Below are 23,236 nucleotides of genomic sequence, written 5' to 3' on the forward strand. Positions count from 1 at the left end.
TTACCCGTGAGGCTTAACCATACAACGCCAAACGCGTTTTATGCGACAGTTTAGACAGAAGTTAATATAACTAAAGTAGATATTACTTAGAAAGACTTAAAAAATATTATCAGATATTTTCCAAATTCAGTTAATGCGTAGAGATACGAATTAACGCCCAAATTTGCTTGGTGACAATAGCGTTTTGGACCCACCTGATTCCATGCCGAACTCAGTAGTGAAACGAAACAGCGCCGATGATAGTGTAGCATTTGCTATGTGAAAGTAGGACATTACCAGGCTTCAAATTGTAGAGAGCCCGACTAGAAATAGTCGGGCTTTTTTACGTCTGAAGAAAAGTAAAATACGCGCAATTAACACACACTCACATCAACACCCATCACGTAGGTCGGTCGAGCGTAGCGACTCACGACGTTAAAATCACAGCAAAATCCCTCAATATCTCAGTGGGCCAATCCAGTAGCATTTGCTATGTGACTCTCCACCGCTGTGGGCACTACGACATCCTACTGCGTAGCGCACCGACTTCAAATTGTAGAGAGCCCGACTAGAAATAGTCGGGCTTTTTTACGTCTGCAGAAAAGTGATTCATGGATTCCTCTAGAGCGAAGGACTTCTTAGTAAATCATTTATATCAATCAGCAATAATATTTAATCCATTTGAGAGGTTAAATCTGACCCTAACTGCGTTAAAAACCTCAAATATGAAACAACTGAATAACGAATTTTTGCCCTTCTTTTATCGACTCTGCTTAGCTATTGCTCTAATCTCAATTTATGGTCTGTTCCATTATTTCGTTTATAAAATGTGACAGAGTTCGTTTAGGTAAAATTAGAATAATAAGGGCTTACTCATGAGTAAAGTTGAAAACCATCCGCATGGTATTTTTTGTTGGTCAGAGCTTTGTACACACAATTGGAAAGACGGTAAGGCGTTTTATACATCTTTATTTGATTGGGGGTATGACGATCAACCTATTGGAGAGAACATATACTACACCATGCTACAAAAACAAGGTGATGATATCGCTGCAATGTACGAAATGCCTAAAGAGCAAATTAGTGCAGGTATCCCAAGTCATTGGTTGGCTTACATTGCCGTCGATAATGTTAATGATTGTGCGCTAAAAGCAAAAGAACTGGGTGCTGAAGTTATTGCCGGCCCTCATGATGTTATGAATGCAGGTCGCATGCTTATGCTAAAAGATCCAGTAGGCGCAACTGTTGCACTATGGCAGGGGAATGAGCATACAGGTTGTAAGCACTTAGGTGAATTAAATACGCCTTATTGGCATGAGTTAGCAACAAGAGATAGTAAAGTAAGTCGAGACTTTTACTGTGCTTTACTAGGCTGGGAAAGCGAAATAAAGCCTATGGAAGGGGTGGACTACATTTTATTTTTAGTCGATGGACAACCAATTGCCGGTATGCTTGAAATGACAAGTGAATGGCCTGATGATACCCCTGCTCATTGGATGATTTATTTTGCAGTAGAGAGTTGCGATGTAATTGTTAGTAAAGCCGCTAGCTTAGGTGGACAAGTATGTGTTCCTGCAACAGATATCCCAGATGTTGGTCGTTTTAGTGTTATATGCGACCCTCAAGGTGCTGTATTTTCGGTGATCGAATCTGTTATGGATGACGTTTAAACACAGTTACATTAGCTTTAGCGTTAATTTGCTCGCTAGTTTGATATAATACTCGTCAATTAAATCGTCAGAAAGTGCAGAGAACGCAATGGAATTTGAACAAGATAGTAATTTAACCCTCCCTTTATTTCTATTAGATGAATCATTAAGTAATAGAGACTTAGAGCAGCCTGATTTTGAAATATCAATTGGACTTGATGATGAGTTACTTGCTCAAATTTGCCAGAACCCAAGTGAAGATAGCAGTGTCGCTATTACTGTTAGCGGTTATGAGTTGCTTATAACTAATCCTCTGTACTTAGCTATATTAGATCAAGAGCACGATGCGCAGATAACATTAACGCATGGCCCTCTTTTAAGTATTGTTTTGAATACTGAAGGTCAGAATACATTCGTTTCTCCTCAAATGGATATGATGCCCACCTTTGATTTAGGTGATGAGGACGACGAATGAGAAAAATACTAATAAGTACGATAGTACTCATTATTTTAAGTGGTTGTGCATATTTGGGAAATGCTCACTACGATGATCTTTTTGGACCTGAACAAACACAAGAGAGAATGGTGCCTCATACAACAGGTGCTGGTGCTGATTTTTTACAAAATGTAAAACCTGTACTCGATACCCGCTGCGTAGTTTGTCATGGTTGTTACGATGCACCATGTCAACTGAAGCTCTCATCCCCTGAAGGTATTGACCGGGGGTTGAGTAAAGAGCTTGTTTACGATGGAACTCGTTTATTGGCAACGACCCCAAGCCGTTTATTATTTGATGCAACTAATACTCAGCAATGGCGAGAAAAAAACTTTACGCCAGTGCTAAATGAGCGCATACAAAGTGAAGAAGCTAACTTAGCGGGCAGTGTGTTATTTAATAGCTTAGTGTTAAAGCAAAGCCATGAATTGCCAGTAAACGAAGTGTTAGGTGATGAGTTTGACTTTTCGTTAGCGCGTTCGCAAACCTGCGCAACAATGGGTGAGTTCGATCGATTGGCAAGTGATCAACCTCATGGCGGCATGCCTTATGGTTTACCTGGTGTTTCGCGTGAAGAGTTTAATCATTTACAGAACTGGCTTAAAGGTGGTGGTAAAATGTCACATATTCAGCCACCAAGTAAATATGATCAGAATAAAATAGCGGGCTGGGAAGCATTTTTAAATCAAGATAGCTTAAAGTATCAGTTATCAGCACGGTATATTTATGAGCATTGGTTTTTAGCACATATTTATTTTACTTCAGAAAACCCACAAAGCTTTTTCAAACTAGTTCGCTCAAGTACGCCTCCTGGAGAGGAAATAAAGTTAATTAACACGCGTCGCCCATACGATGACCCTAAAGTTAGCCGTGTTTATTATCGTTTTATGCAAGAGCGTACAACCATACTTTCTAAAACACATTTACCTCTTGAGCTTAATGAAGCTAAATTACTGCGTTTATATGAGCAGTTTATTGCGCCAGATTATACGGTTACGAAAATGCCTAGTTATGAGGCTAAGGCAGCATCTAACCCTTTTAAAACTTTCGAAGTTATTCCAATTAATTCTAAGTATCAATTTATGCTTGATGAGGCAGAGTTAATTATTATGGGCTTTATAAAAGGGCCTGTTTGTCGTGGTCAGATTGCTTTGAATGTTATAAACGATCACTTTTGGGTGGCGTTTGCTGATCCTGATAAGGTTGCGACCCCTGCTGTAGGGGAAATGCTAATGCAACATGAAGAAGCGCTAGAACTTCCTGCTGCAGAGGAAAGTAATGCGTTACCTATTTCTAGCTGGGTTAAATACTCAGTTCGTGAGAAAAAATATTTACAGGCAAAAGTTGAGCTTGCTAACGAAATGTTTAAAGGTGGTGAGCACCTCACAACTGACTTACTTTGGAAAGGTGATGGGCATAATAAAAATGCGGCACTAACTATTTTCCGCCATTTTGATAGTGCAACTGTAGTTAAAGGTTTTATTGGTCAAGAGCCTAAAACCACCTGGATATTAGATTATGCTTTGTTTGAGCGTATTCACTATTTGCTTGTAGCAGGCTTTGATGTGTACGGAAATATAGGCCATCAATTAGTGACACGCCTATATATGGATTTTTTACGTTTAGAGGGAGAGCAAAACTTTTTAGCATTGTTACCTGAGGCTAAACGTAATCAAATCAAAAAGCAGTGGTATCGTAACTCACCACCTGACTTATCTAAGTTCTTTAAAAATAACCGAGAATTTAGTCAGCCAAGTGGTATTAACTATAAAACTGATGATCCACAGCATGAGCTATATACTTTGATGAAAGAAGCCTTAGCGCCAGTTTTAAGTGAAAAATACAACTACACTGAAGTGCCAAAGCCGTTAAATGTTGTAAGTAACATGCCAGCAAAAGCGGTAAACTTGTTACCTCAGCTTTCTTTTGTACTTGTAAAGCAAGAAGATAATAGCCATAAGGGCTACACTATTATTCATCATAATGCGCACTACAATATATCTAGTTTATTAAACGAAGATGGCCAACGTGCTTATGATGAAGATACCGCGACTATTGTTCCTGGGTTTATCGGAGATTACCCAGCAGCTATTTGGTATTTAAATAACGAGCAGCAAGTAAATGCTTTTGCCGAGCAATTGCCTATGATGCAAATAGAAGCCGATTATGGTGCTTTGAAATCTAAGTTTGGTATTCGACGTACTCATCCACAGTTTTGGCAATACAGCGATATATTGCACGATACAGCTAAAAAGTATCGTGGGATAGAATATGGAATGTTCGATTATAATCGATTAGAGAATCGCTAATATAATTTTACTACTATGGCCCAGCTTGATGCTGGGCTTTTTTATTGGGTATTAATAATTCGCTTAATTATTTTGACTGATTCTTCGTTTTAAAAAATTAGTCTACACTTATATAAAAAAACTGGTTTATACATGTTCAATATTATTAAAAGCGTGAGAACACGTTATCGATGGGCACTAATTGCAATAGCGCTATTAATAAGTGGCTCTGCTTTATTAATGCAGCATAGTTTTTCTGTTCAAAAGTTTGATGCAAAAATTATTAACATCGCTGGTAGCCAGCGTATGCTCTCACAGAAAATTGCTTGGCACAGTAATGCTATACTTAACATCAGTAATTACTCGCCAGCTCATACTGAGTCACTTGAGAAGTCCCTCAATACATTTAAAGAGTCCCATCAAACATTATTAACTAAAAACTCTGATGACGAATACATTTACTTAAATCCAGCGTTAGTAGACTTATATTTTGGTGAAACGATAGGGTTAGATAAAGCGGTATTTGACTATATAGAACAAACAGAGCGGCTTTTGTATCAGCAAGGAGAGATAAACCACTCAGTATTTTCTATAAAGTATGTTGAAACGTTATTAACAAAGCTTGATAAGGCAGTGAGCTTATTTGAATCTCAAGCTGTTAAAAAAGTAAATTGGGTCGCCAACCTAGAGATACTATGCTGGTTATTGGCAATGACATTATTACTTATTGAGTTAAGATTTGTTTTTATACCAATGGAAAAAGAGGTTTCAGACACGCTTTTAGAGCTACAAAAACAAAAAGATTTTGTTTATCAAACAAGTCAAAATAAAGAACATTTTATTGCCAGAGCTAGTCACGAATTTAGAACACCTTTGCAGGGACTTATTACGTCTATTGAGGAGCTAGAGGTTTCTGATAAACAGCAAAGCGTTAAAACCCAAGCTAACTATTGCGCGCTTAGGTTAATAGCCATATTAGATGAATTACAAGACTTGCAGGCTTTAAGTGCAGGTAAATGGGTACCGCATTTAAATGACGAAAACCTTTTAGAGTCGTGTAATAAAGTAGTAATAGCGTACAAGCATGCGTGTAAGCAAAAAGGCCTAAAACTAGTTAGATCTTTAGATGAATCGTTAAATTGTGTATGTAAATTGGATCATCAACGTTTGCAGCACACACTTACAGAATTAATTAGTAATGCAATTAAGTTTACACAAAAAGGTGAAATTACTGTTTCAGCTAAGCTTTTAAATGATGAATTTCATTTAACAGTGAGTGACACTGGCAGTGGCTTTTCGAAGAAGATTACCAGTCTTGAATTTGACTCATTTAAACAAACCAATCACTTTCAAGGGTTGAGAACAGGCCTAACCCGGGTTCAATACGTTGTAAAAGCACTGCATGGTGAAATTACTTTTACAAATAATAAAACTCATGGTGCTTTGGTGTCTTTGTATTTACCAGTGACAATAAGTAAAGCCCTCCCAACACCTCTTAAAGTAAACAACAAGCTAACGTGCTTAGTCGTTGAAGATAACCCATTAAACACTATGTTATTAACCCGCATACTTAGCTTATTAGGTTTAAGCTATGATTGCGCAGAAAATGGTAAAGTCGCGTGTGAGATGGTGAGTGAAAATCAGTACGATATTGTTTTTATGGACTTAAACATGCCAGTAATGGATGGGTTTGAGGCTATTAAAAAAATACGTTCCGATCTTAATAAAGTAATGCCAATTATTGTTATAACAGCAAATACCTCACAAAATGATATAGAGCGAGTTTATGAATACGGAGCTAACCTCCATATTCATAAGCCAATAAGCCAGCAAGCAATTAAAGACGCATTAAATAGTATTAGCGTTGTTAGTGAAATAAATTAATTTTGCAGATTACAAGCTTGCTAAGCTCTTTTAATATGCGTTAACTTGCTGTTTTAAGGTTTATTAGGAAAAGTTAGTGCAGTCAATTACGCTTGAGCAATTTAATGGTTACTTACAAGGGCAAGGTAAAAGCCGTTACGATATATGCAACCTAGATTGGCAAGTAAACCTAGGAGAACATTGGTTACTTTTAGGTGCTAATGGAGCTGGTAAATCTGCACTGACAGCTGCGTTAATCGGTGAGGCTAAGTGCGAAAGTGGTAAGCGTATAAGTAGTAGTATTAATAAGCTTATGCTCGTGTCTTCAGATTCGCATAAACAGTTACTAGCTCAAGAATTAGAGCATGAAAAGCACTCCCTCGTTAAAGACCTTGTTTTTACAGGGCATAGTAATAATGATGAGTTATTAGCGCAGCTAATAGAGTTATTTAAATTTAGCTCATTACTAAATAGGCATTTTAGAGACCTTTCAACGGGTGAAACTCGTAAACTCCTACTTATAAAAGCACTCAGCTCCCATAGTGAGTTAGTCGTGCTTGATGAGCCATTTCATGGACTCGACGTACAATCTTGCCAGCAGCTCAATAAAATACTCATAGAACTTAGCCAAACTATTACTTTTGTTTTTGTACTAAACCGCCTAGACGAAATCCCTTCATTCATTACTCACTATGGCTATGTAAGCCAAGGTTGCTTGTTACATAGTTTAGCAAAGCCAGACAGAGAGCAATTGAGTGATTTACTAAAACTACTTCATTTAGAACATACCTCATTGGATGTGCCATCACCTGATACCGAACAAGAGAAAAAGGCATTCACCGGTAATACCTTAGTTAAATTGAGTAATGCTAAAGTTAGTTACAGTGATGTAAGCATATTCAAAAATCTCAATTGGACTATAGAAAAGCATCAGCATTGGCAGCTCAGTGGAGCGAACGGTTCAGGCAAAACATGCTTATTAAATTTAATAACAGGTGATAACCCACAGTGTTATAACAATGACATTGAAGTGTTCGGTTTTAAACGTGGGACAGGGGAGAGTATTTGGGATATAAAACAGCATATTGGTTTTATATCTAACGCGCTACATATGGATTACCGCGTAAGTATATCGGCTTTAAATACTGTTATTTCAGGATTTTACGATAGCATAGGTTTATATCAAAAACCGAGCGACGCACAAATTAATATTGCTAAGCAGTGGCTGGCATTTATTGGTTTAAGTGATAAGCAAAATACCTCATTCACCCAGCTATCGTACGGCGATCAGCGTATGTTGTTAATTGTGCGGGCTATGGTAAAACATCCAACGTTACTTATTTTAGATGAACCTTGCTTAGGCTTAGATGAAGCAAACAGGCAACGTGTACTGCTACTAATAGAGAAAATTTGTGCTGCCAATACAAGTACTGTGATTTATGTAAATCATCATGCGGCAGACAAAATTAAAGGAATAGAGAATTACTTAAAAATGGAAGACTTTCATTAAAAGCTCAGAGAAAGGTTGAGTGGGAATTCACTCAACCCATTTTTATTTTAAAGACGAGTAACGCTAAAGCCTTTATCTCGAAGTTGTTTAAGTAACCCGTGTTTTTCAGGTAAATGCAAAGCGCCTACAGCAATAAATAGCTGCTCGTTTGCTAAACGCGGTGTGAGTTGTTTAACCCAATTATTATTACGGTTAGTTAGCATTACTTGCTCGCTAATTTCACCGTAATTACTGTCATCAAAACTCATATTGTAGTAATCGGTTAGTGTGTCCATGTCACCGCTTTTCCACGCATTAACTAACTTGATAAAGTAAGTATTAATATCGGCTAGTTGCTCAAAGGTTTCTTCAATCATTTCATTGCTTAGTAGCGCCATACCATCAAACATTTGTAGTTGTTGCTCTAGGGTTTCAAGCTCGCCAATTTTAATATTATGCTCTTTAGCATAATTAAGCACTTGCTTGTCTATACCGGTTTTATCTGAATATCCTGCATTTTGAAATTCAATTTGCATCATAGTCACCATAACAGCCCAAGGCTTTAAGCCATTAAACATAGCAATATCAATCGACTTTTTAGCAAAGTAATCTTTTAGCTTGGTATAATTTTGCTTTGAAAGCTCAGTTTGCAGTGTTTTACCGTCACTTAGCATCATAAATGGCATTGAGCGCTGTTGCATTTCAAGTGGTGTAAGTTTGCTTATATCAACTTCAACAATCACTTCTTTGCTTGCGCTAATCGCATCGGTTACATTTTTAGGTAAGCCTTTCATGCTGGCATCACCAACGTGTACGGTGCCAAATAAGTAAGAGCTGACGCCATTTTTTTCTATTTTATATAAGGCAGGTGCTGCATAGCTGTTAAAGCTAAATGTTATAAGTAATGCCACAATAAAAAAGTGGCTAACACGGGTAAGAGCATTCATGGTTTGTCCTTAAAATCTCGAAGGTTAGTAGTGTAAATACTAACCTAAATTTACTTCAGAGGTAACGTTAATATAAACGTTAGCGTATTGTTTTCGGTATTACTGGCCGTAATAGTAAAGCCATTTAAGTTACATAAGCTCTGTACAATTGATAATCCTAAACCATGGCGCTGATTATTAGTTCTAGATGAATCTAGCTGATAGAGCGGGTCAAAAATAGCAATTAGCTGTTCATTACTTAGTGGTTTAGTTACTTTGTTACTAACAGAGATAGTCATGTTTGTGCTGTTATTTACGGCAGTTAATTTAATTGGCGCCTCAGGAAGTCCATAAAATAGTGCGTTATCGATTAAGTTACACAAAATGGTATTTAAACTAAATTCGTCAGCATTAAGCGTAAGTTCGCCACTTATTTCGTTATTTAAACGCGTTTTAATAGTTGGGTGCTTAAAGGTCAGCTCATCAATAATTTGATTTACTAAGTTATTTAGAATGATATTTTGTGCATTCAATTGCATAGCACTACTACTTGAGCGCTGCAATAATAAGAGGTTGCTAACAATTGTTTTCATACGCTGTGAAATATTAAGCACATCACTGGTATAGGTGTCGCTAATGCGTTTATCGTCAGGGTAGCGAATAGCCACCTCTGAGAGGCTTATTAGTTCAGCTATAGGGGTTTTAAGCTCGTGTGCAATGTCGCTTGTTAGGCGTTTTTCATTACTATAGAGTTGCTGATTAACGGTAATAAACTTATTTAGCTCGTTACGTATAGGTTCTATTTCTTCTACTTTAAAGTCGCTTTCTATTGTTTGCGCAACACCGGTAATATCGAGTAACTTAATTTGGTCGTTTAAGTTGTGTAGTGGGTGCAGGCCTTTATTTACAATACGTGTCACTAAATAGCGCACACCAAACACGCCAAGTACACAGGTTAAAATAAAGACCACATCAATAATAATCAGTACTTTATTAAGTTCGGCTGTCGGCGCTGCGATTGCAAGTGTCATGGTATTAAAAACAGCAGAGTGAGTGGGGTTTCTATCATCTTTTTGGGCTACAAAGTGACTTATAAGTGCGCGACCATCACGTCCGTTAGGAAGCTCGTAATCTATAATTTTAGATTCGTTAATCGGCATTTCTAAAAAAGGCAGGTTAGCATTTTCATAAAGCGCTAATGAGTCCGAGCGCTCAAACACATCACGGCCATGCCATAATTGGTAAAACTCCGTGGCATCGGCTGCTTCATACTCCGACATAAACTCACCAGCAAAATCAAATTCAACCACGTTGTTGTCATCTTCAACTAAGGTTTTTAAGTAGTTAGCTTTATTAGTTAAAGACTGATTAAACTGATCTTCCACCCAAGTATCAACACTTAAATCAACGGTTAAAAATATGGTGAATAAAATAACTGAGATCACGGCGCTAATATTATTAACGAGTTTACGTTTTATTGAGTGATTTTTATTTTGTTGTTGCGACATAACCAAATCCACGTTTATTTTTTATCGGGAGCTCGCCATCAAACTGTCTTACTTTTTTACGTATGGTTGAGATGTGTGCTTCAAGCGCATTTTTAGAGAGCATATCAAACTGACCTACCACCGCTTCACTTATAAGCTCAAGCCCCAATACTCGCTCTGGGGCGTTAAATAAGCATTCTATTATTTTATATTCATTACGCGTGAGCTCAATGGCATGTTGCTTGTAGTGAAGAGTTTTAAGCGAGAGATCTAATACGCAATCACCTACGGTAAGGGTATTTTGTTGATTTTGCAGTGAACCACGACGAAGTAATGCAAGGACACGAGCATGGAGTTCTTCAAACGAAAATGGCTTAGTTAAATAATCGTCAGCGCCTTTCATAAGGCCGTTAATTTTATCTTGAGGCTCACTTCGTGCCGATAAAATTAGCACACGGCTTTGGCTATTACTGCTGCGCAGTGCTTGTAAAATACTCATGCCATCAACGCTCGGTAGCATTAAATCAAGTACGAGGAGGTCGTAGTTTCCACTTAGTGCCATACTCAGCCCTTCTGAGCCATCACCAGTTTCATCTACGGTAAAACCAAGGTTGCTAAGGCCAACTTGCAAGCTGCGTCTTAATGCTTCTGAGTCTTCAATAACGAGGATTTTCATGTTTACTCGGTTTATAAAAATAGCCTTGTTACTTTAACAAGGCTTTATTATCAAGTCACTTGGTTAATGATACCAACCATTTGTGTAGGCTAAATTACCTAAGTTCGCATGGGCTAGGGCTTTTTTTACTAGTTGCTCATCGTTTTCACATGGCACAAGCTGGTTATTGCTATACGTATAGGTGGTTGCTGGTTTTTGTGGTTGTAACACCACCACTTTATTATCGTGCATGTAGGCAAAGTTTTTGTCGTATTGCATCATTGCGCGTTGTTTGTTGTCGCTAATTGGCTTTGATAAATCATGACCTATCATAGGGTGCTTACCACTTGCGCCAATTAAAGACAGTAGAGTAACAGGGATATCGAGCTGGCTGGCTAGTTGGTTATCTCGTTTATGGGTAATACCTTTTCCAAAAATAACGGCCGGAATTTTAAAGTGATCAACCGGTACTAAGTTTGAACCCGATACGCGCGAGTCGTGATCGGCAATAACTATAAATACAGTATCATCCCAGTAGCTCGATTTTTTAGCTTTTTCGATAAAGGTGCCTAGTGCGTAATCGGCATACTTGGCAGCATTATTACGGGTTTGTTTTTGTTTATCGTACAGCGTTATTTTATCGTCAGGAAAGTCATACGGGCTATGATTAGAGCTTGAAAATATAAGGCTAAAAAATGGTTTGTTTTGATTTTTAAGCTTAGTAAGTTCTATATCGGCTTGGTCGTACAAGTCTTCGTCTGATGCGCCCCACGAGCCATTAAAGTCTATTTTTTTAAAGTTATTTGTATCTACGATACTTTTAAAACCGTTGCCTAAAAAGAAGCTGCGCATGTTATCAAAATGGCTTTCGCCACCATAAATGAACTGCGTGTTGTAATTTTGCTTCGCTAAAAAATCAGCAATGGTAAAAAAGTCGCGTTGTGATTTATCAAGCTTAACAACTGCACGCGAAGGCGTTGGTGTAAACCCTGTAATTACTGCCTCAATTCCACGTACTGAACGTGTGCCCGTGGCGTATAAATTATCAAACCCCCAGCCTTGTTTATAAAGGGCGTCTATATTAGGTGTAAGCGGTAAACCGCCAAGCGTGCCTACATAACGAGCACCTAAACTTTCTTGTAAAATAATGACTAAATTTTTGGGTTTACCTGTATTACTTGCGCGATGAAACGTTTTTGTAGGGGCGGTTACATCACTAAATGTGCCTTGCGTATTTTGCATGTTACTACGCACAATACTAAGTAATTCATCGGTGGGCATTTTACCGTAATAGTCTTGGCTCGATTGCTCATTAGAAAGTTGCTTAACTGCAAACGCGACGCTATAAAGTGAGTTAAGGGTTAAGTCGTTAAGTAAGTGATCAGTAGAAAACGAGACCATGGCGGGGTTAAGTGGTCTGTGTCCTAATGAGTTGCGGGCGCCAAAAATAGTTAAGCATACTAAAATAAGCGCTAAAATTGATTGATTTAAACCTGTTAGTGATGACTTGCTTTGCCATTGATTGCTAAATATTTTACTTGCAAATTTACAGCTTAAAATAAGTGCTATAACAGCAATAAATACTTCTAACTTATAGCCTGAAAAAATCATTTTTGAGACTTCTTTAGGGTAAATTAAATATTCTATAAATAAGCGGTTTGGGCGTAAATCGTACTCGTTTATAAACGTAGGCGTAATCACTTCAAAAAAAACAAGTAAAGCAGACATCGTCACTAAATAAATTTTAATGAGGCCGCGTACTTTATTTTGCCAACCTACGCTTTGCATCAGTAAAGTAAGTAGTAATGCGGGCATAATAATGTAGCTTAGAGTGGCTATATCAACTCTTAAACCACCTATAAATATAGATAACCACGCATGCGATCCAAATACACGCTCCCCTTGCCATACACTTAATCCAAAGCGAGCAAGTGTTAAAAAGCTAAGTGCCAAAACAGCAAATACAACAAAAATCCATACAGGGCCAAGTGTATTTTGTATTTTAGGTATAAAAGTTAGCTTTATGCCCATAACACAGCCCACCAAATAAGAGCGGCAATTAGCATAGCTATAAACACGCTTGCAGAGGCTATATCTTTAGCTAGCCCCGAAAGCTCATGGTATTCACTGCCAATTCTATCAACTACAACTTCAACTGCCGTATTTACCAGCTCAGCAAACAATACAAAAAGCAGGCTAGCTATAAGCAGTAATTTATCCCTTAGTGCAATTTCTTGTAGCCACACAAACACACCGAGTAATGAAAACAGTGCTAGCTCTTGTTGAAACGCCGCTTCAAATCGACTCATCCATTTTAAGCCGTTAAAAGAATGGCTTAAGGTAAAAATAAGGCGCATTAAGCCTTGGCGTTTTATAACGGTTTTATTACTCATAGTTTTATTTCGCTTGGTGTTGTTTGGCAGTTAGCAAGTAAATCAAGTGATGCCTGATACGTTTTGCTTTTAATGCCAATTAAATTTAAAAGGGTGTGAAAAATATTGTTGTGTGAGCGTGCAGCGCGGGTGTCTAGATTAGCTAAACAGGTATTAGTAATGCGCTGATTATGCTCATCAGCCCATATATAAAGAGGAACGTGCGTTTGTGTGCTAGGTGCAAAGCTATACGGAAAACCATGTAAATAAGCACCGGCTTCGCCAAGTGATTCACCATGATCAGAGACATATAAAAACTGCTTATCTATGTTGTTTGGCAGCGCTTTTAATTGCTCAATTACCTGGGCGTTAACAAAGTCGCTGTACGCAATTGTGTTGTCGTAGGTATTAACTAATTCATCGAGTGAGCAGTTTTGAATGTCGCTTCTGTCGCACGTGGGCGTAAATTGCTTAAATTTTTCTGGGTAGCGTTTAAAGTAGGTTGGTCCGTGTGAGCCCATCATGTGTAGGACGATAACGGTATTAGCTTGGCTTAAATTAGCGAGTTTGCGCTTAAGTGGAGCAAGAAGTGCTTCATCAAAACAATATTTTCCATCGCAAAGCGCTGATGGGGTGGTTGGGATATCAATGTTAACAACACGGGTGCATACGTTTTTACAGCCGCTGTTGTTATCAACCCACAGTACGTCGCTGCCAGCTTGTTGTGCTAAGTCAACCAGGTTTTGTTGGTTGTCGGCTGCTAATCGATCAAAGTTATCTCGTGTTTGCAGTGAAAACATACACGGCACAGACACAGCAGTAGCGGTGCCACAAGACGCCACATTATTAAAATACGTCACATTATACTTTTGTGTATAAGGGTTGGTGTTGCGCTTATAACCTTGATAAGAAAAGTTTTCTGCTCGTGCGGTTTCGCCAACAACCATAACTGTTACGCTGGTGTTGTTAGGCGTAATGAGAGTGGGTGTTGCATCTATATTTTTAAATTCCATATTGGTATACAGCAGCTGATCGCGCATATATTTATAACCGCTAGAGAGATACTGAAATGGGATGAGTTCTTTTTTCAAAATGCGGTTATTGCGGCCAGTGGCTGCGTAATCGGCGTAAAAGTTTACGACCACTAAAGCAATTAGTGAGCAGCACGCTACAATAAGTTTTATACGACTAATTGCTTCTTGGTGAGGGCGGGTAAAGTGTATTTTTACTTTGCTTAATATAAAAACAGGTAGCGCACAAAACAGTAGTAGAAAGCCTATGAGCTGCGGATTTAAATAGCTCAGTGCTTCGCTTGAATCTGTTTCGAACGTGTTTTGAATCATTGAATAGTCAAACACGACGCCGTAATTTAATGAGCCGTAAAGTACGGCACTCGAAATTATCAGTAAAAGGTAGTTAATTGGTTTTAGTAACCACCTAACCGACACTATTGAAAAGAAAATAATTAAAAGGCATAACAACAGCAGTGGCACTGAAAGTAAAAATAGCCATGAAAAAGATGCAAGGGAGGTGATGGCGCTAAACGAACCTTGAATAAAAGGAATGTTTATAACTAAACAGTAATAACAGGCAATCATCACTACAAAGGCATTTGCACTACAGTGAATGTAAAACCGCTTACTACGATTTGGCTTTTTTTGTGCTGGTGTTTGGCTAGTTATGTTCATATTTAGGCTCGTTTAAAATAACAACGCCATGCTATGCAACAACACTTAAGAGTCGCTTAAGAGAACCTACGCATTACCTGAAGGTGATAAATAATTTTATTTATAAAAATATTCTCAAAAATTAATCAAACCTTAAATAAGGGATATAAGAATAGTGAATTTCTGAGATTAAAATTAGAGCATAAAAAAACCACTACTAGCTTGTATAATGAATTTTAAAACCTGATAAATTGCCTTTTAGTCTTTTTGTTAGATTAACTTTGGTGTTGACTTGAAGGGCCTAGCGCGGTACTAATATAAAAAGAGAGCGAAGGAATAACCTTCGCGATAATTGAACAAAATTTGGTATTAATTACATGCTTACAAACGCACTTAACCTAGTCCTGATTATTATCGTGGTGATTATTCCCGCGAGGGCTTCGTAGTGCTTTAAAAACTTAAGCATTAAAAAAGCCCTCCGCACTTAACCGTTCGGAGGGCTTTTTAGTTTTAAGGGTAAAATTTGTAATTGGGTTGTCACTGAGGAATGAGGGTTTATTAATGACAGGCGCAGAACTAACAATCGACTTATTGGCCAAACACGGCGTAAATGAAGTATTTGGCTACCCAGGCGGAGCTATTATGCCAATTTACGATGCGCTGTATGGCGCGCCAGTCAAACACTACCTAACTCGCCATGAGCAAGGTGCAGGGTTTGCAGCTGTTGGTTATGCTCGTAGCACACGTAAATTAGGCGTATGTTTTGCAACATCGGGCCCAGGTGCAACTAATTTAATAACCGCTCTTGCTGATGCGATGATGGACTCAGTACCATTATTGGCGATCACCGGCCAAGTGCCTACTGCAGCGATTGGTTCAGATGCGTTTCAAGAAATAGATGTACTAGGTATGTCGCTTTCGTGTACTAAGCACAGCTACATGGTAGAACGAGCTGAAGACTTAGCAGAGATATTACAAGAAGCAATTCATTTAGCGCAAAGCGGCCGCCCAGGTCCTGTACTTGTCGATATCCCAAAAGATATTCAAATGGCGCAAGTCCCTTTTAAACCTTGGCTAGCAGCTGATGAATACTTACCAGAGTTAGATTTAAAGCAAGTTGCTATTGCTAATCAATTGTTGAGTGAGGCTAAACAGCCTGTAGCGTATGTAGGTGGTGGTGTACAAGCCGCTGATGCGCAAGACGAACTAATGCAATTTTTAAATAAAACTCAGATGCCAGCTGTATCAACACTTAAAGCGCTAGGCAGTGTATTACCAGATTACGAACATTACTTAGGTATGTTGGGTATGCATGGTGGTCAAGCTGCTAATATCGCAGTGCAAGAATGTGATGTACTTGTATGTATAGGGGCACGCTTTGATGACCGCGTAACAGGCAACTTAGCTAAATTTGCAGCTAAAGCTAAAGTAATCCATTTAGATATAGATGCTGCTGAAGTTGGTAAGCGAAAACCTGCTAAGGCTTCATTAATTGCCGATTTAAAAACGTCGTTACCCGCACTTGAGTGCTTTGTAACACCTAAAGCTTGGTGTGACACAAATAAAGAAATGAATATTAAGCATGCGTGGCGTTACGACTACCCAGGTGAGAAGGTTTTTGCACCGTACTTATTAAACCAACTAAGCCAACGCATGCCAAAAACAGGGGTTGTGTGCTGCGATGTTGGTCAGCACCAAATGTGGGTAGCACAACACATGAAGTTTACTCATTCGAGTAATCATTTAAGCAGTGGTGGTGCAGGCACAATGGGCTTTGGTCTACCTGCGTCTATTGGCGCGCAAGTAGCACGCCCTGATGACTTTGTTATCACTGTATCGGGCGATGGTTCTATAATGATGAATATTCAAGAGCTGGCCACTATTCGTCGTAACAATTTACCTGTAAAAATATTAATTTTAGATAACCAGCGTTTAGGGATGGTTCGCCAATGGCAAGAACTATTTTTTGAAGGGCGTTATTCTGAAACTAATCTGTCGGATAACCCAGACTTTGTGCAATTAGCTGCTGTATTTGGTATCCCAGGGCAAACAATTACTCACGCTAACCAAGTTGATGATGCGATAACTGCATTAGTTAACAGTAAAGGTCCGTACATAGTACATGCCTGTATTGATGATAAAGAAAATGTTTGGCCGCTTGTACCACCTGGGGCTGCTAACGACGAAATGATGACGGAGAAAGCAAAATGAAACATAGCCTAACTATTGCATTAAAAAGTCAAAGTATAGCGGTAGAGCGCTTTTTACGAGTGGTGCGTCATCGTGGTTTTGACCTTACGCATTTTCAGCTCAATATGGACGATGGTTTTTATAATGTAGACATGACGGTAGATAGTGATAAACCAATTCACCTTTTAACCAGCCAGTTAAATAAGCTGGTGGATGTAAAAGAAGTCACTTTACAAAATTTACAGCAACAACAGGCTGTGTAATTACGAACTGGAAAACAATTTACGAGTAACTGAATCACTCGGTTACTCACCAATTTTAGAATGAGGAATGCCCGCTTATTCTGCGGCAAAAACTGAGGTAACTATGGCTAAATTAAGAAGTGCAACAACAACTGAAGGGCGTAAACGCGCAGGCGCTCGTGCATTATGGCGCGCAACAGGTATGACCGACACCGATTTTGGTAAGCCGATTATTGCCGTAGTTAACTCGTTTACACAATTTGTACCAGGGCATGTTCACCTTAATCAGTTAAGTGAACTTATGGCTGAAACCATTACACAAGCCGGTGGCGTCCCTAAAGAATTTAATACTATTGCGATTGATGATGGTATTGCAATGGGTCACGGCGGCATGCTTTATTCGCTGCCTTCGCGCGACTTAATTGCTGACTCGGTTGAGTATATGGTAAATGGTCATTGTGCTGATGCGATGATTTGTATTTCAAACTGCGACAAAATTACTCCAGGAATGATGCTTGCAGCACTACGCTTAAATATTCCGGTAATATTTGTATCAGGCGGTCCAATGGAAGCAGGTAAAACTAAGCTTGCTAACATCGATATTAAACTTGATTTAGTAGATGCCATGGTTAAAGGCGCTGATGAATCGGTAAGTGATGCAGATTCAGAGCAAGTAGAGCGCTCTGCGTGTCCAACATGTGGCTCGTGTTCAGGCATGTTTACTGCAAACTCAATGAACTGTTTGCTAGAAGCGATTGGTTTAGCATTGCCAGGTAACGGCACGACGCTTGCGACTCATAAAGACCGTAAACAACTTTATGTTGAAGCGGGGGCTCGTATTGTTGATTTATGTCGTGAGTATTATCAAAAAGACAATCAAGATGTATTGCCACGTGCTATTGCTAACAAAACAGCCTTTATGAATGCAATGGTTGTTGATATTGCAATGGGTGGCTCGTCAAATACGGTATTGCATTTACTTGCTGCAGCGCAAGAAGCGGGCGTTGATTTTGATATGTCGCACATTGATGCGCTCTCTCGTAAAACACCATTTTTATGTAAAGTTGCACCAGCGACACCTGAATATCACATTGAAGATGTGCACCGCGCAGGCGGCATGATGGCAATCGTACGTGAACTTGGCAAAGCAGGCTTAGTTGATATGTCAGTTAATCATGTTGCTGGGTCAACTATGGCTGAGCTCGTTAAAAAATGGGATGCAACAGATCCTACTAACGAAGCGGCGCGCAAATTTTACCGTGCTGGCCCTGCGGGCATTCGTACCACTAAAGCAATGAGCCAAGAGTGTCGTTGGGACGAGGGTGATAACGACCGTGTTAATGGGTGTATCCGAAGTGTCGAACACGCTTTTCGTCAAGATGGTGGCTTAGCTGTACTTTCGGGTAATTTAGCAGTTGATGGCTGTATTGTTAAAAGCGCTGGCGTTGTTGATGAAATGCTACATTTTGAAGGTACTGCAGTCGTGTACGAATCACAAGATGATTCTGTAGAAGGTATTTTAAACGATGAAGTAAAAGCCGGCGATATCGTGGTTATTCGTTACGAAGGCCCTAGAGGCGGCCCAGGTATGCAAGAAATGCTATACCCAACTAGCTACTTGAAATCAAAAGGCCTAGCTGAAAAATGTGCACTTATTACTGATGGTCGCTTTTCGGGTGGTACTTCAGGTTTATCAATTGGTCATGTGTCGCCAGAGGCGGCAAGTGGTGGTGCAATTGCTTATGTTGAAAATGGCGACAAAATCATTATTGATATCGCAACTCGTGAAATCACATTAGCGTTAAGTGATGAAGAGCTTGAAGCACGTAAACAAAAACAATTAGCACGCGGAAAACTGGCGTACAAACCAGTTGATCGTGAGCGCTATGTATCGTCTGCTTTAAAGGCTTATGCATTACTTGCAACAAGTGCTGATAAAGGCGCAGTGCGTGACTTAGCTAAATTGGAGGCGCTTAGTTAATTATGGTCTCTCAAGAGCTCGATTATTTTCGCGCTATTATTCAAGCAAACATGGAGCCTTTGGCTAAAGTTACCGAGGTCAGCGAAATGGCTGAGCTTGGTGCTAAATTAGGTAACCATGTTTGGTTAAAGCGTGAAGACCAACAGCCCGTGTATTCATTTAAATTACGCGGTGCGTATAACAAATTAAATAAATTACCTAAAGGCTCAGTGGTTATAACTGCTTCAGCGGGTAATCATGCTCAAGGCGTTGCACTAAGTGCTTCTCACTTAGGGCATCAAGCCACAATTGTAATGCCAGTAACAACGCCTGAAATAAAAGTAAGTGCGGTACGTGCGCTTGGCGGTGAAGTTGTGCTACATGGGCATCATTTTGATGCCGCAAAAGCACATGCGCTTGAGCTTACAGAGCAACGAAACGGTATATTTGTTCCACCATTTGATGACCCAGACGTCATTGTTGGTCAAGGTACTGTAGCACGTGAGCTTATGCAGCAATTAAACGAGCTTGATGCGGTGTTTATTCCTGTTGGCGGCGGCGGTTTACTTGCTGGGATGGCGGTTTATATTAAATCGCTGCGTCCAGATATAAAAGTAATTGGTGTAGAAGCCGACGAAAGTGCATGTTTACAAGCGGCACTTAAAGCAGGCAAACCGGTAGAGCTTGAACGCGTTGGTAGTTTTGCTGATGGCGTAGCGGTTAAAATTATTGGCACTGAAACATTTCGCTTAGCGCAAAAGTTTTGTGATGAAGTTATAACCGTTACCAGCGACGAAATATGTGCTGCTATGCAGGATATTTTTGTATCTACCCGTGCAATAGCAGAACCTTCAGGTGCACTTGCAACGGCAGGGCTTAAAAAGTGGAGCCAGCAGTCTGGTTTAAAAGGGTTACATTTAGCGGCTGTTTTATCCGGTGCTAATTTAAACTTTGATCGCCTGCGTTATGTTGCAGAGCGCACTGCGCTGGGTGAAAAAAACGAAGCGTTATTAGCGGTTACTATTAAAGAAGAAAAAGGCAGCTTTAAACAGTTTTGTGCTTCTTTAGGTGGTCGTGCTATTACTGAGTTTAACTACCGTTATGCAGGACCTGGTGAAGCACAAATATTTGTAGGTATTGCCCTGCGCCAAGGCGAGCAAGAGCTTAATGAGCTAAAGCAAGACTTAACAAATAATGACTACCAATTTTGCGATCTGTCGGATAACGAACTCGCTAAATTACATGTGCGCTATATGGTTGGCGGAAAAGCACCCGAGCAATTACATGAGCGCTTACTTCGCTTTGAATTTCCAGAGTATCCAGGTGCGCTTGCACGCTTTTTAGATACTTTAGGTAGTAATTGGAACATTACCTTATTTCATTATCGTAATCACGGTGGTTCAATGGGGAATGTACTGGCAGGTTTTGCTATTGAGCCGAGTCAGTATGAGGTGTTTAACGAGCACTTAAACCGTTTAGGTTATAGTGTACAAGATGAAACACAAAATCCGTGCTTTAGCCAATTCTTAACATCAAAGCCCCAAGCAGAAAAAGCCGAAAAACTCGCCTCAGTATAATCCTCCTTTAAAGGCAGGCATCTAACTAGAGTGCTTGCTTTATTACACGTTTTACATATAGTTACAGGTAATCGTCATACTTTTTGAGGACACCTAGTTGCTATTTAAAGGATTAATCATTGGATTGTGCTTTTTTTGTAGCCATATCGCGGCGCAAGAATCAGTCACATTACAGCTAAAATGGACACATCAGTTTCAGTTTGCTGGCTACTATATAGCAAAGCAAAAAGGCTTTTATAATGAAGCGGGCCTTGATGTAACCATTAAACAAGCTAATCCAATGAAACCTGATACCTTTGCTCCTGTCGCCAGTGGCGAAGCACAATTTGGTGTAGGGCACTCTGGTATTTTACAGCAACGTATAAATGGCCAGCCTCTTGTTGCTATGGCTGCCTTATTGCAATTTTCACCTTACTGCTGGATGGTTAAAGACACGTCTGATATTTTTCATCCACGTGACTTTGTTAATAAACGTATCACTGCGGTAAGCAAAAATGATGGCACTGAACTACTTATTATGCTTAAACGCAGTGGCGTTGATGTGGATAAACTCAAAGTTTACGATGGCGAAAATCCAGGCCAGGCTTGGATTGAAAACAAGCTAGATGCTATGCAAGTGTATGTTACTACAGAGCCTTATTATATGACTCAACAAGGCGTAGCTCATCGACTTGTTTGCCCACAGCGTTATGGTATGGACGTATATAGCGACATTTTATTTACCAGCGAAAACATGCTGAAGAAAAATCCTCAAACGGTCGAAAAATTCTACCAAGCGAGCCTAAAAGGGTGGCGTTATGCAATGATGAACATGGATGAAGCCATTGCAGTCACTCAGCAAAACTATGCACCGGGTAAAAGCTTTTATCAGCTCGCCTTTGAGGCTGAAGTACTAAAAAGTTATATAACCCCACCCACCACCAGTTTAGGGCATATGTCGATAGCAAAGTGGCGCTTAATTGCGGACTTATATGGCATACAGCAAAACGAATTTGACGAAGTAAAATCTCACTTTATTTATAAATACCAAGAACCTGAAAAGATGCAGTTATCGTGGATGCTCATGGCAGCTATTTTGGTAAGTATTATTTCAATACCTTTGTATTTACGGCTGATTTTTAGTAAAAATTAACTGCTTAGGTAATTCACGAAACTGATATAATTAATCGTCTTTTTTATTTTTTAAGCTGTTATGACTTTAGCTGAGCAATTTTTAGCACTTGATTCACTTTTAATGCGTCATCGTCAGTATTGGCAGTGCACTGCATTTGATTTTGACACTATACCTTGGCCAGAGCTACAAGGCATACTTAGCGAACTAACTGATGATCAGGTAAGCGTTCTTGATAACGATCAAAACCAGCTATACCAATTTTTTAGCCAACATATAAGCCAACTTGATGAACTTGCAAAGTTATGCGAGTTACCTAACTCAGCCTACTCTCAAGCTGATTATCCATTTTGGATAAGTAACGGCATTAAAGGTCGTAAGTTTGCACAGTTACAAGATTTTGTATCTGCACTACCTAATACCAAGCAACCTGTTTTAGAGTGGTGTGCGGGTAAAGGGCACTTAGGTCGAATGCTTGCGTTTAATGGCGCAAGTAATGTGCATAGTATTGAACTGCAACAAAGCTTATGTGAGCAAGGACAAAAAAGTGCACAGCAACAAGGCTTAGCAATGCACTTTAGCCAAGCCGATGTATTAAAAGACGATATCACTCAATTTTTTAATACAGATATGCATGCTGTAGCACTTCACGCATGCGGTGGCTTACACCAAGCATTTATGCGCCAAGCAAGTTTAGCGAAAGTACAGCAAATTAGCTTTTCACCTTGTTGCTACCATTTATTCACGGCTAATGAGTACCGTGCAATGAGTGAGGATGCAAATAAAAGTGAGCTTAATCTAACGCATCGTGATTTAAAGCTCGCATTACAAGAAACTGTGACAGCGCCTTCTCGTCTGGAAAAAGTACGTAAAACAGAGCTTGAGTGGCGACTTGGTTTTGATGCACTAAGAAAGTCGATCACTGGCGAGCAATATTACGTAAGCGTACCTTCGGTCAACAAAGCTATATTCTCAGATTCGTTTAAATCGTTTTGTGCATGGGCTGCAGATAAAAAGGCAATGAAACTACCTCAAGGTACTGATTATATTAAATATTTAGAAGTTGGGGGGGCTCGGAAAAAAATCACTGACCGAGTTGAACTGGTTCGACATGTGTTCAGAAGGGCAATTGAAGTTTGGCTTGTGCTCGATCGTGCTTTATATTTGCAACAGCAAGGTTATCAAGTAAGCGTTAAAACGTTTTGTGAAAAGCAGTTAACGCCTCGTAATATTTTGATTCTTGCTAATGTCCATTAAATTTCCGTCCTCGACTTAATAAGAGATG

17 protein-coding genes and 1 rRNA gene are annotated in these 23,236 nt (G+C 39.4%); 12 read left to right on the plus strand and 6 right to left on the minus strand.

All coding sequences use genetic code 11. The features are described 5' to 3' along the window. Positions 1-166: 166 nt before the first annotated feature. The 6 genes from rrf (at position 167) to GQR47_RS08195 (ending at position 7,785) form a co-directional block, all read left to right on the plus strand. Positions 167-281: ribosomal RNA gene (gene rrf, locus GQR47_RS08170) — 5S ribosomal RNA — on the plus strand. 573 nt (positions 282-854) lie between these two features. Further along, positions 855-1,649: a VOC family protein gene (locus GQR47_RS08175; RefSeq protein WP_024596425.1), complete on the plus strand. Its 795-nt coding sequence runs from the start codon at positions 855-857 to the stop codon at positions 1,647-1,649. An 88-nt stretch (positions 1,650-1,737) separates the two neighbouring features. Beyond that, positions 1,738-2,103, plus strand: coding sequence for a hypothetical protein (locus GQR47_RS08180; RefSeq protein WP_002959878.1), 366 nt, complete (start codon positions 1,738-1,740; stop codon positions 2,101-2,103). Beyond that, positions 2,100-4,433: a fatty acid cis/trans isomerase gene (locus GQR47_RS08185; RefSeq protein WP_024596426.1), complete on the plus strand. Its 2,334-nt coding sequence runs from the start codon at positions 2,100-2,102 to the stop codon at positions 4,431-4,433. The genes GQR47_RS08180 and GQR47_RS08185 overlap by 4 nt, the downstream gene beginning before the upstream one ends. 132 nt (positions 4,434-4,565) lie before the next feature. Then, positions 4,566-6,296, plus strand: a complete 1,731-nt coding sequence (locus tag GQR47_RS08190) for a response regulator (protein ID WP_024596427.1) — start codon at positions 4,566-4,568, stop codon at positions 6,294-6,296. A gap of 76 nt (positions 6,297-6,372) precedes the next feature. Beyond that, complete coding sequence (locus GQR47_RS08195) at positions 6,373-7,785, plus strand: ATP-binding cassette domain-containing protein (protein ID WP_024596428.1); 1,413 nt, start codon at positions 6,373-6,375, stop codon at positions 7,783-7,785. Between the two features lie 47 nt (positions 7,786-7,832). On the opposite strand, the gene GQR47_RS08200 is transcribed toward GQR47_RS08195, so the two are convergent. The 6 genes from GQR47_RS08200 to GQR47_RS08225 form a co-directional block, all read right to left on the minus strand. Further along, positions 7,833-8,711, minus strand: a complete 879-nt coding sequence (locus GQR47_RS08200) for a TraB/GumN family protein (protein ID WP_024596429.1) — start codon at positions 8,709-8,711, stop codon at positions 7,833-7,835. A gap of 50 nt (positions 8,712-8,761) precedes the next feature. Continuing rightward, complete coding sequence (locus tag GQR47_RS08205; protein WP_024596430.1) at positions 8,762-10,198, minus strand: HAMP domain-containing sensor histidine kinase; 1,437 nt, start codon at positions 10,196-10,198, stop codon at positions 8,762-8,764. Then, a complete protein-coding gene (locus GQR47_RS08210) occupies positions 10,179-10,853 on the minus strand; it encodes a response regulator transcription factor (protein ID WP_007377292.1) in 675 nt (224 codons plus the stop codon). Before GQR47_RS08210 ends, GQR47_RS08205 begins: the two co-directional genes overlap by 20 nt. Positions 10,854-10,916: 63 nt before the next feature. Next, positions 10,917-12,863: an LTA synthase family protein gene (locus tag GQR47_RS08215; RefSeq protein ID WP_165723706.1), complete on the minus strand. Its 1,947-nt coding sequence runs from the start codon at positions 12,861-12,863 to the stop codon at positions 10,917-10,919. Beyond that, entirely contained in the window at positions 12,854-13,225 is a 372-nt protein-coding gene (locus tag GQR47_RS08220) for a diacylglycerol kinase (protein WP_007582120.1), read from the minus strand. Before GQR47_RS08220 ends, GQR47_RS08215 begins: the two co-directional genes overlap by 10 nt. Continuing rightward, entirely contained in the window at positions 13,222-14,892 is a 1,671-nt protein-coding gene (locus GQR47_RS08225; protein WP_024596943.1) for a phosphoethanolamine--lipid A transferase, read from the minus strand. Before GQR47_RS08225 ends, GQR47_RS08220 begins: the two co-directional genes overlap by 4 nt. Positions 14,893-15,432: 540 nt before the next feature. Between GQR47_RS08225 and ilvG the strand changes: the two genes are divergently transcribed. The 6 genes from ilvG to GQR47_RS08255 all read left to right on the plus strand — a co-directional run bounded on the left by ilvG (position 15,433) and on the right by GQR47_RS08255 (position 23,208). Next, the gene (ilvG, locus tag GQR47_RS08230) at positions 15,433-17,082 is read left to right on the plus strand and encodes an acetolactate synthase 2 catalytic subunit (protein ID WP_024596944.1); all 1,650 of its coding nucleotides are present in this window, start codon (positions 15,433-15,435) and stop codon (positions 17,080-17,082) included. Further along, complete coding sequence (ilvM, locus tag GQR47_RS08235) at positions 17,079-17,324, plus strand: acetolactate synthase 2 small subunit (RefSeq protein WP_002959893.1); 246 nt, start codon at positions 17,079-17,081, stop codon at positions 17,322-17,324. Before ilvG ends, ilvM begins: the two co-directional genes overlap by 4 nt. Positions 17,325-17,427: 103 nt before the next feature. Continuing rightward, the gene (ilvD, locus tag GQR47_RS08240; protein WP_024596945.1) at positions 17,428-19,284 is read left to right on the plus strand and encodes a dihydroxy-acid dehydratase; all 1,857 of its coding nucleotides are present in this window, start codon (positions 17,428-17,430) and stop codon (positions 19,282-19,284) included. A gap of 2 nt (positions 19,285-19,286) precedes the next feature. Beyond that, a complete protein-coding gene (gene ilvA / locus GQR47_RS08245; RefSeq protein WP_024596946.1) occupies positions 19,287-20,840 on the plus strand; it encodes a threonine ammonia-lyase, biosynthetic in 1,554 nt (517 codons plus the stop codon). 97 nt (positions 20,841-20,937) lie between these two features. After that, positions 20,938-21,972 carry an ABC transporter substrate-binding protein gene (locus GQR47_RS08250; protein WP_024596947.1) on the plus strand — a complete coding sequence of 345 codons (1,035 nt, stop codon included), beginning with the start codon at positions 20,938-20,940 and terminating at the stop codon, positions 21,970-21,972. Between the two features lie 60 nt (positions 21,973-22,032). Further along, a complete protein-coding gene (locus tag GQR47_RS08255) occupies positions 22,033-23,208 on the plus strand; it encodes a methyltransferase (RefSeq protein ID WP_165723707.1) in 1,176 nt (391 codons plus the stop codon). Positions 23,209-23,236 lie beyond the last annotated feature (28 nt).

This window comes from Pseudoalteromonas sp. Z1A2, assembly GCF_011378755.1.
Lineage (GTDB): Bacteria > Pseudomonadota > Gammaproteobacteria > Enterobacterales > Alteromonadaceae > Pseudoalteromonas > Pseudoalteromonas distincta.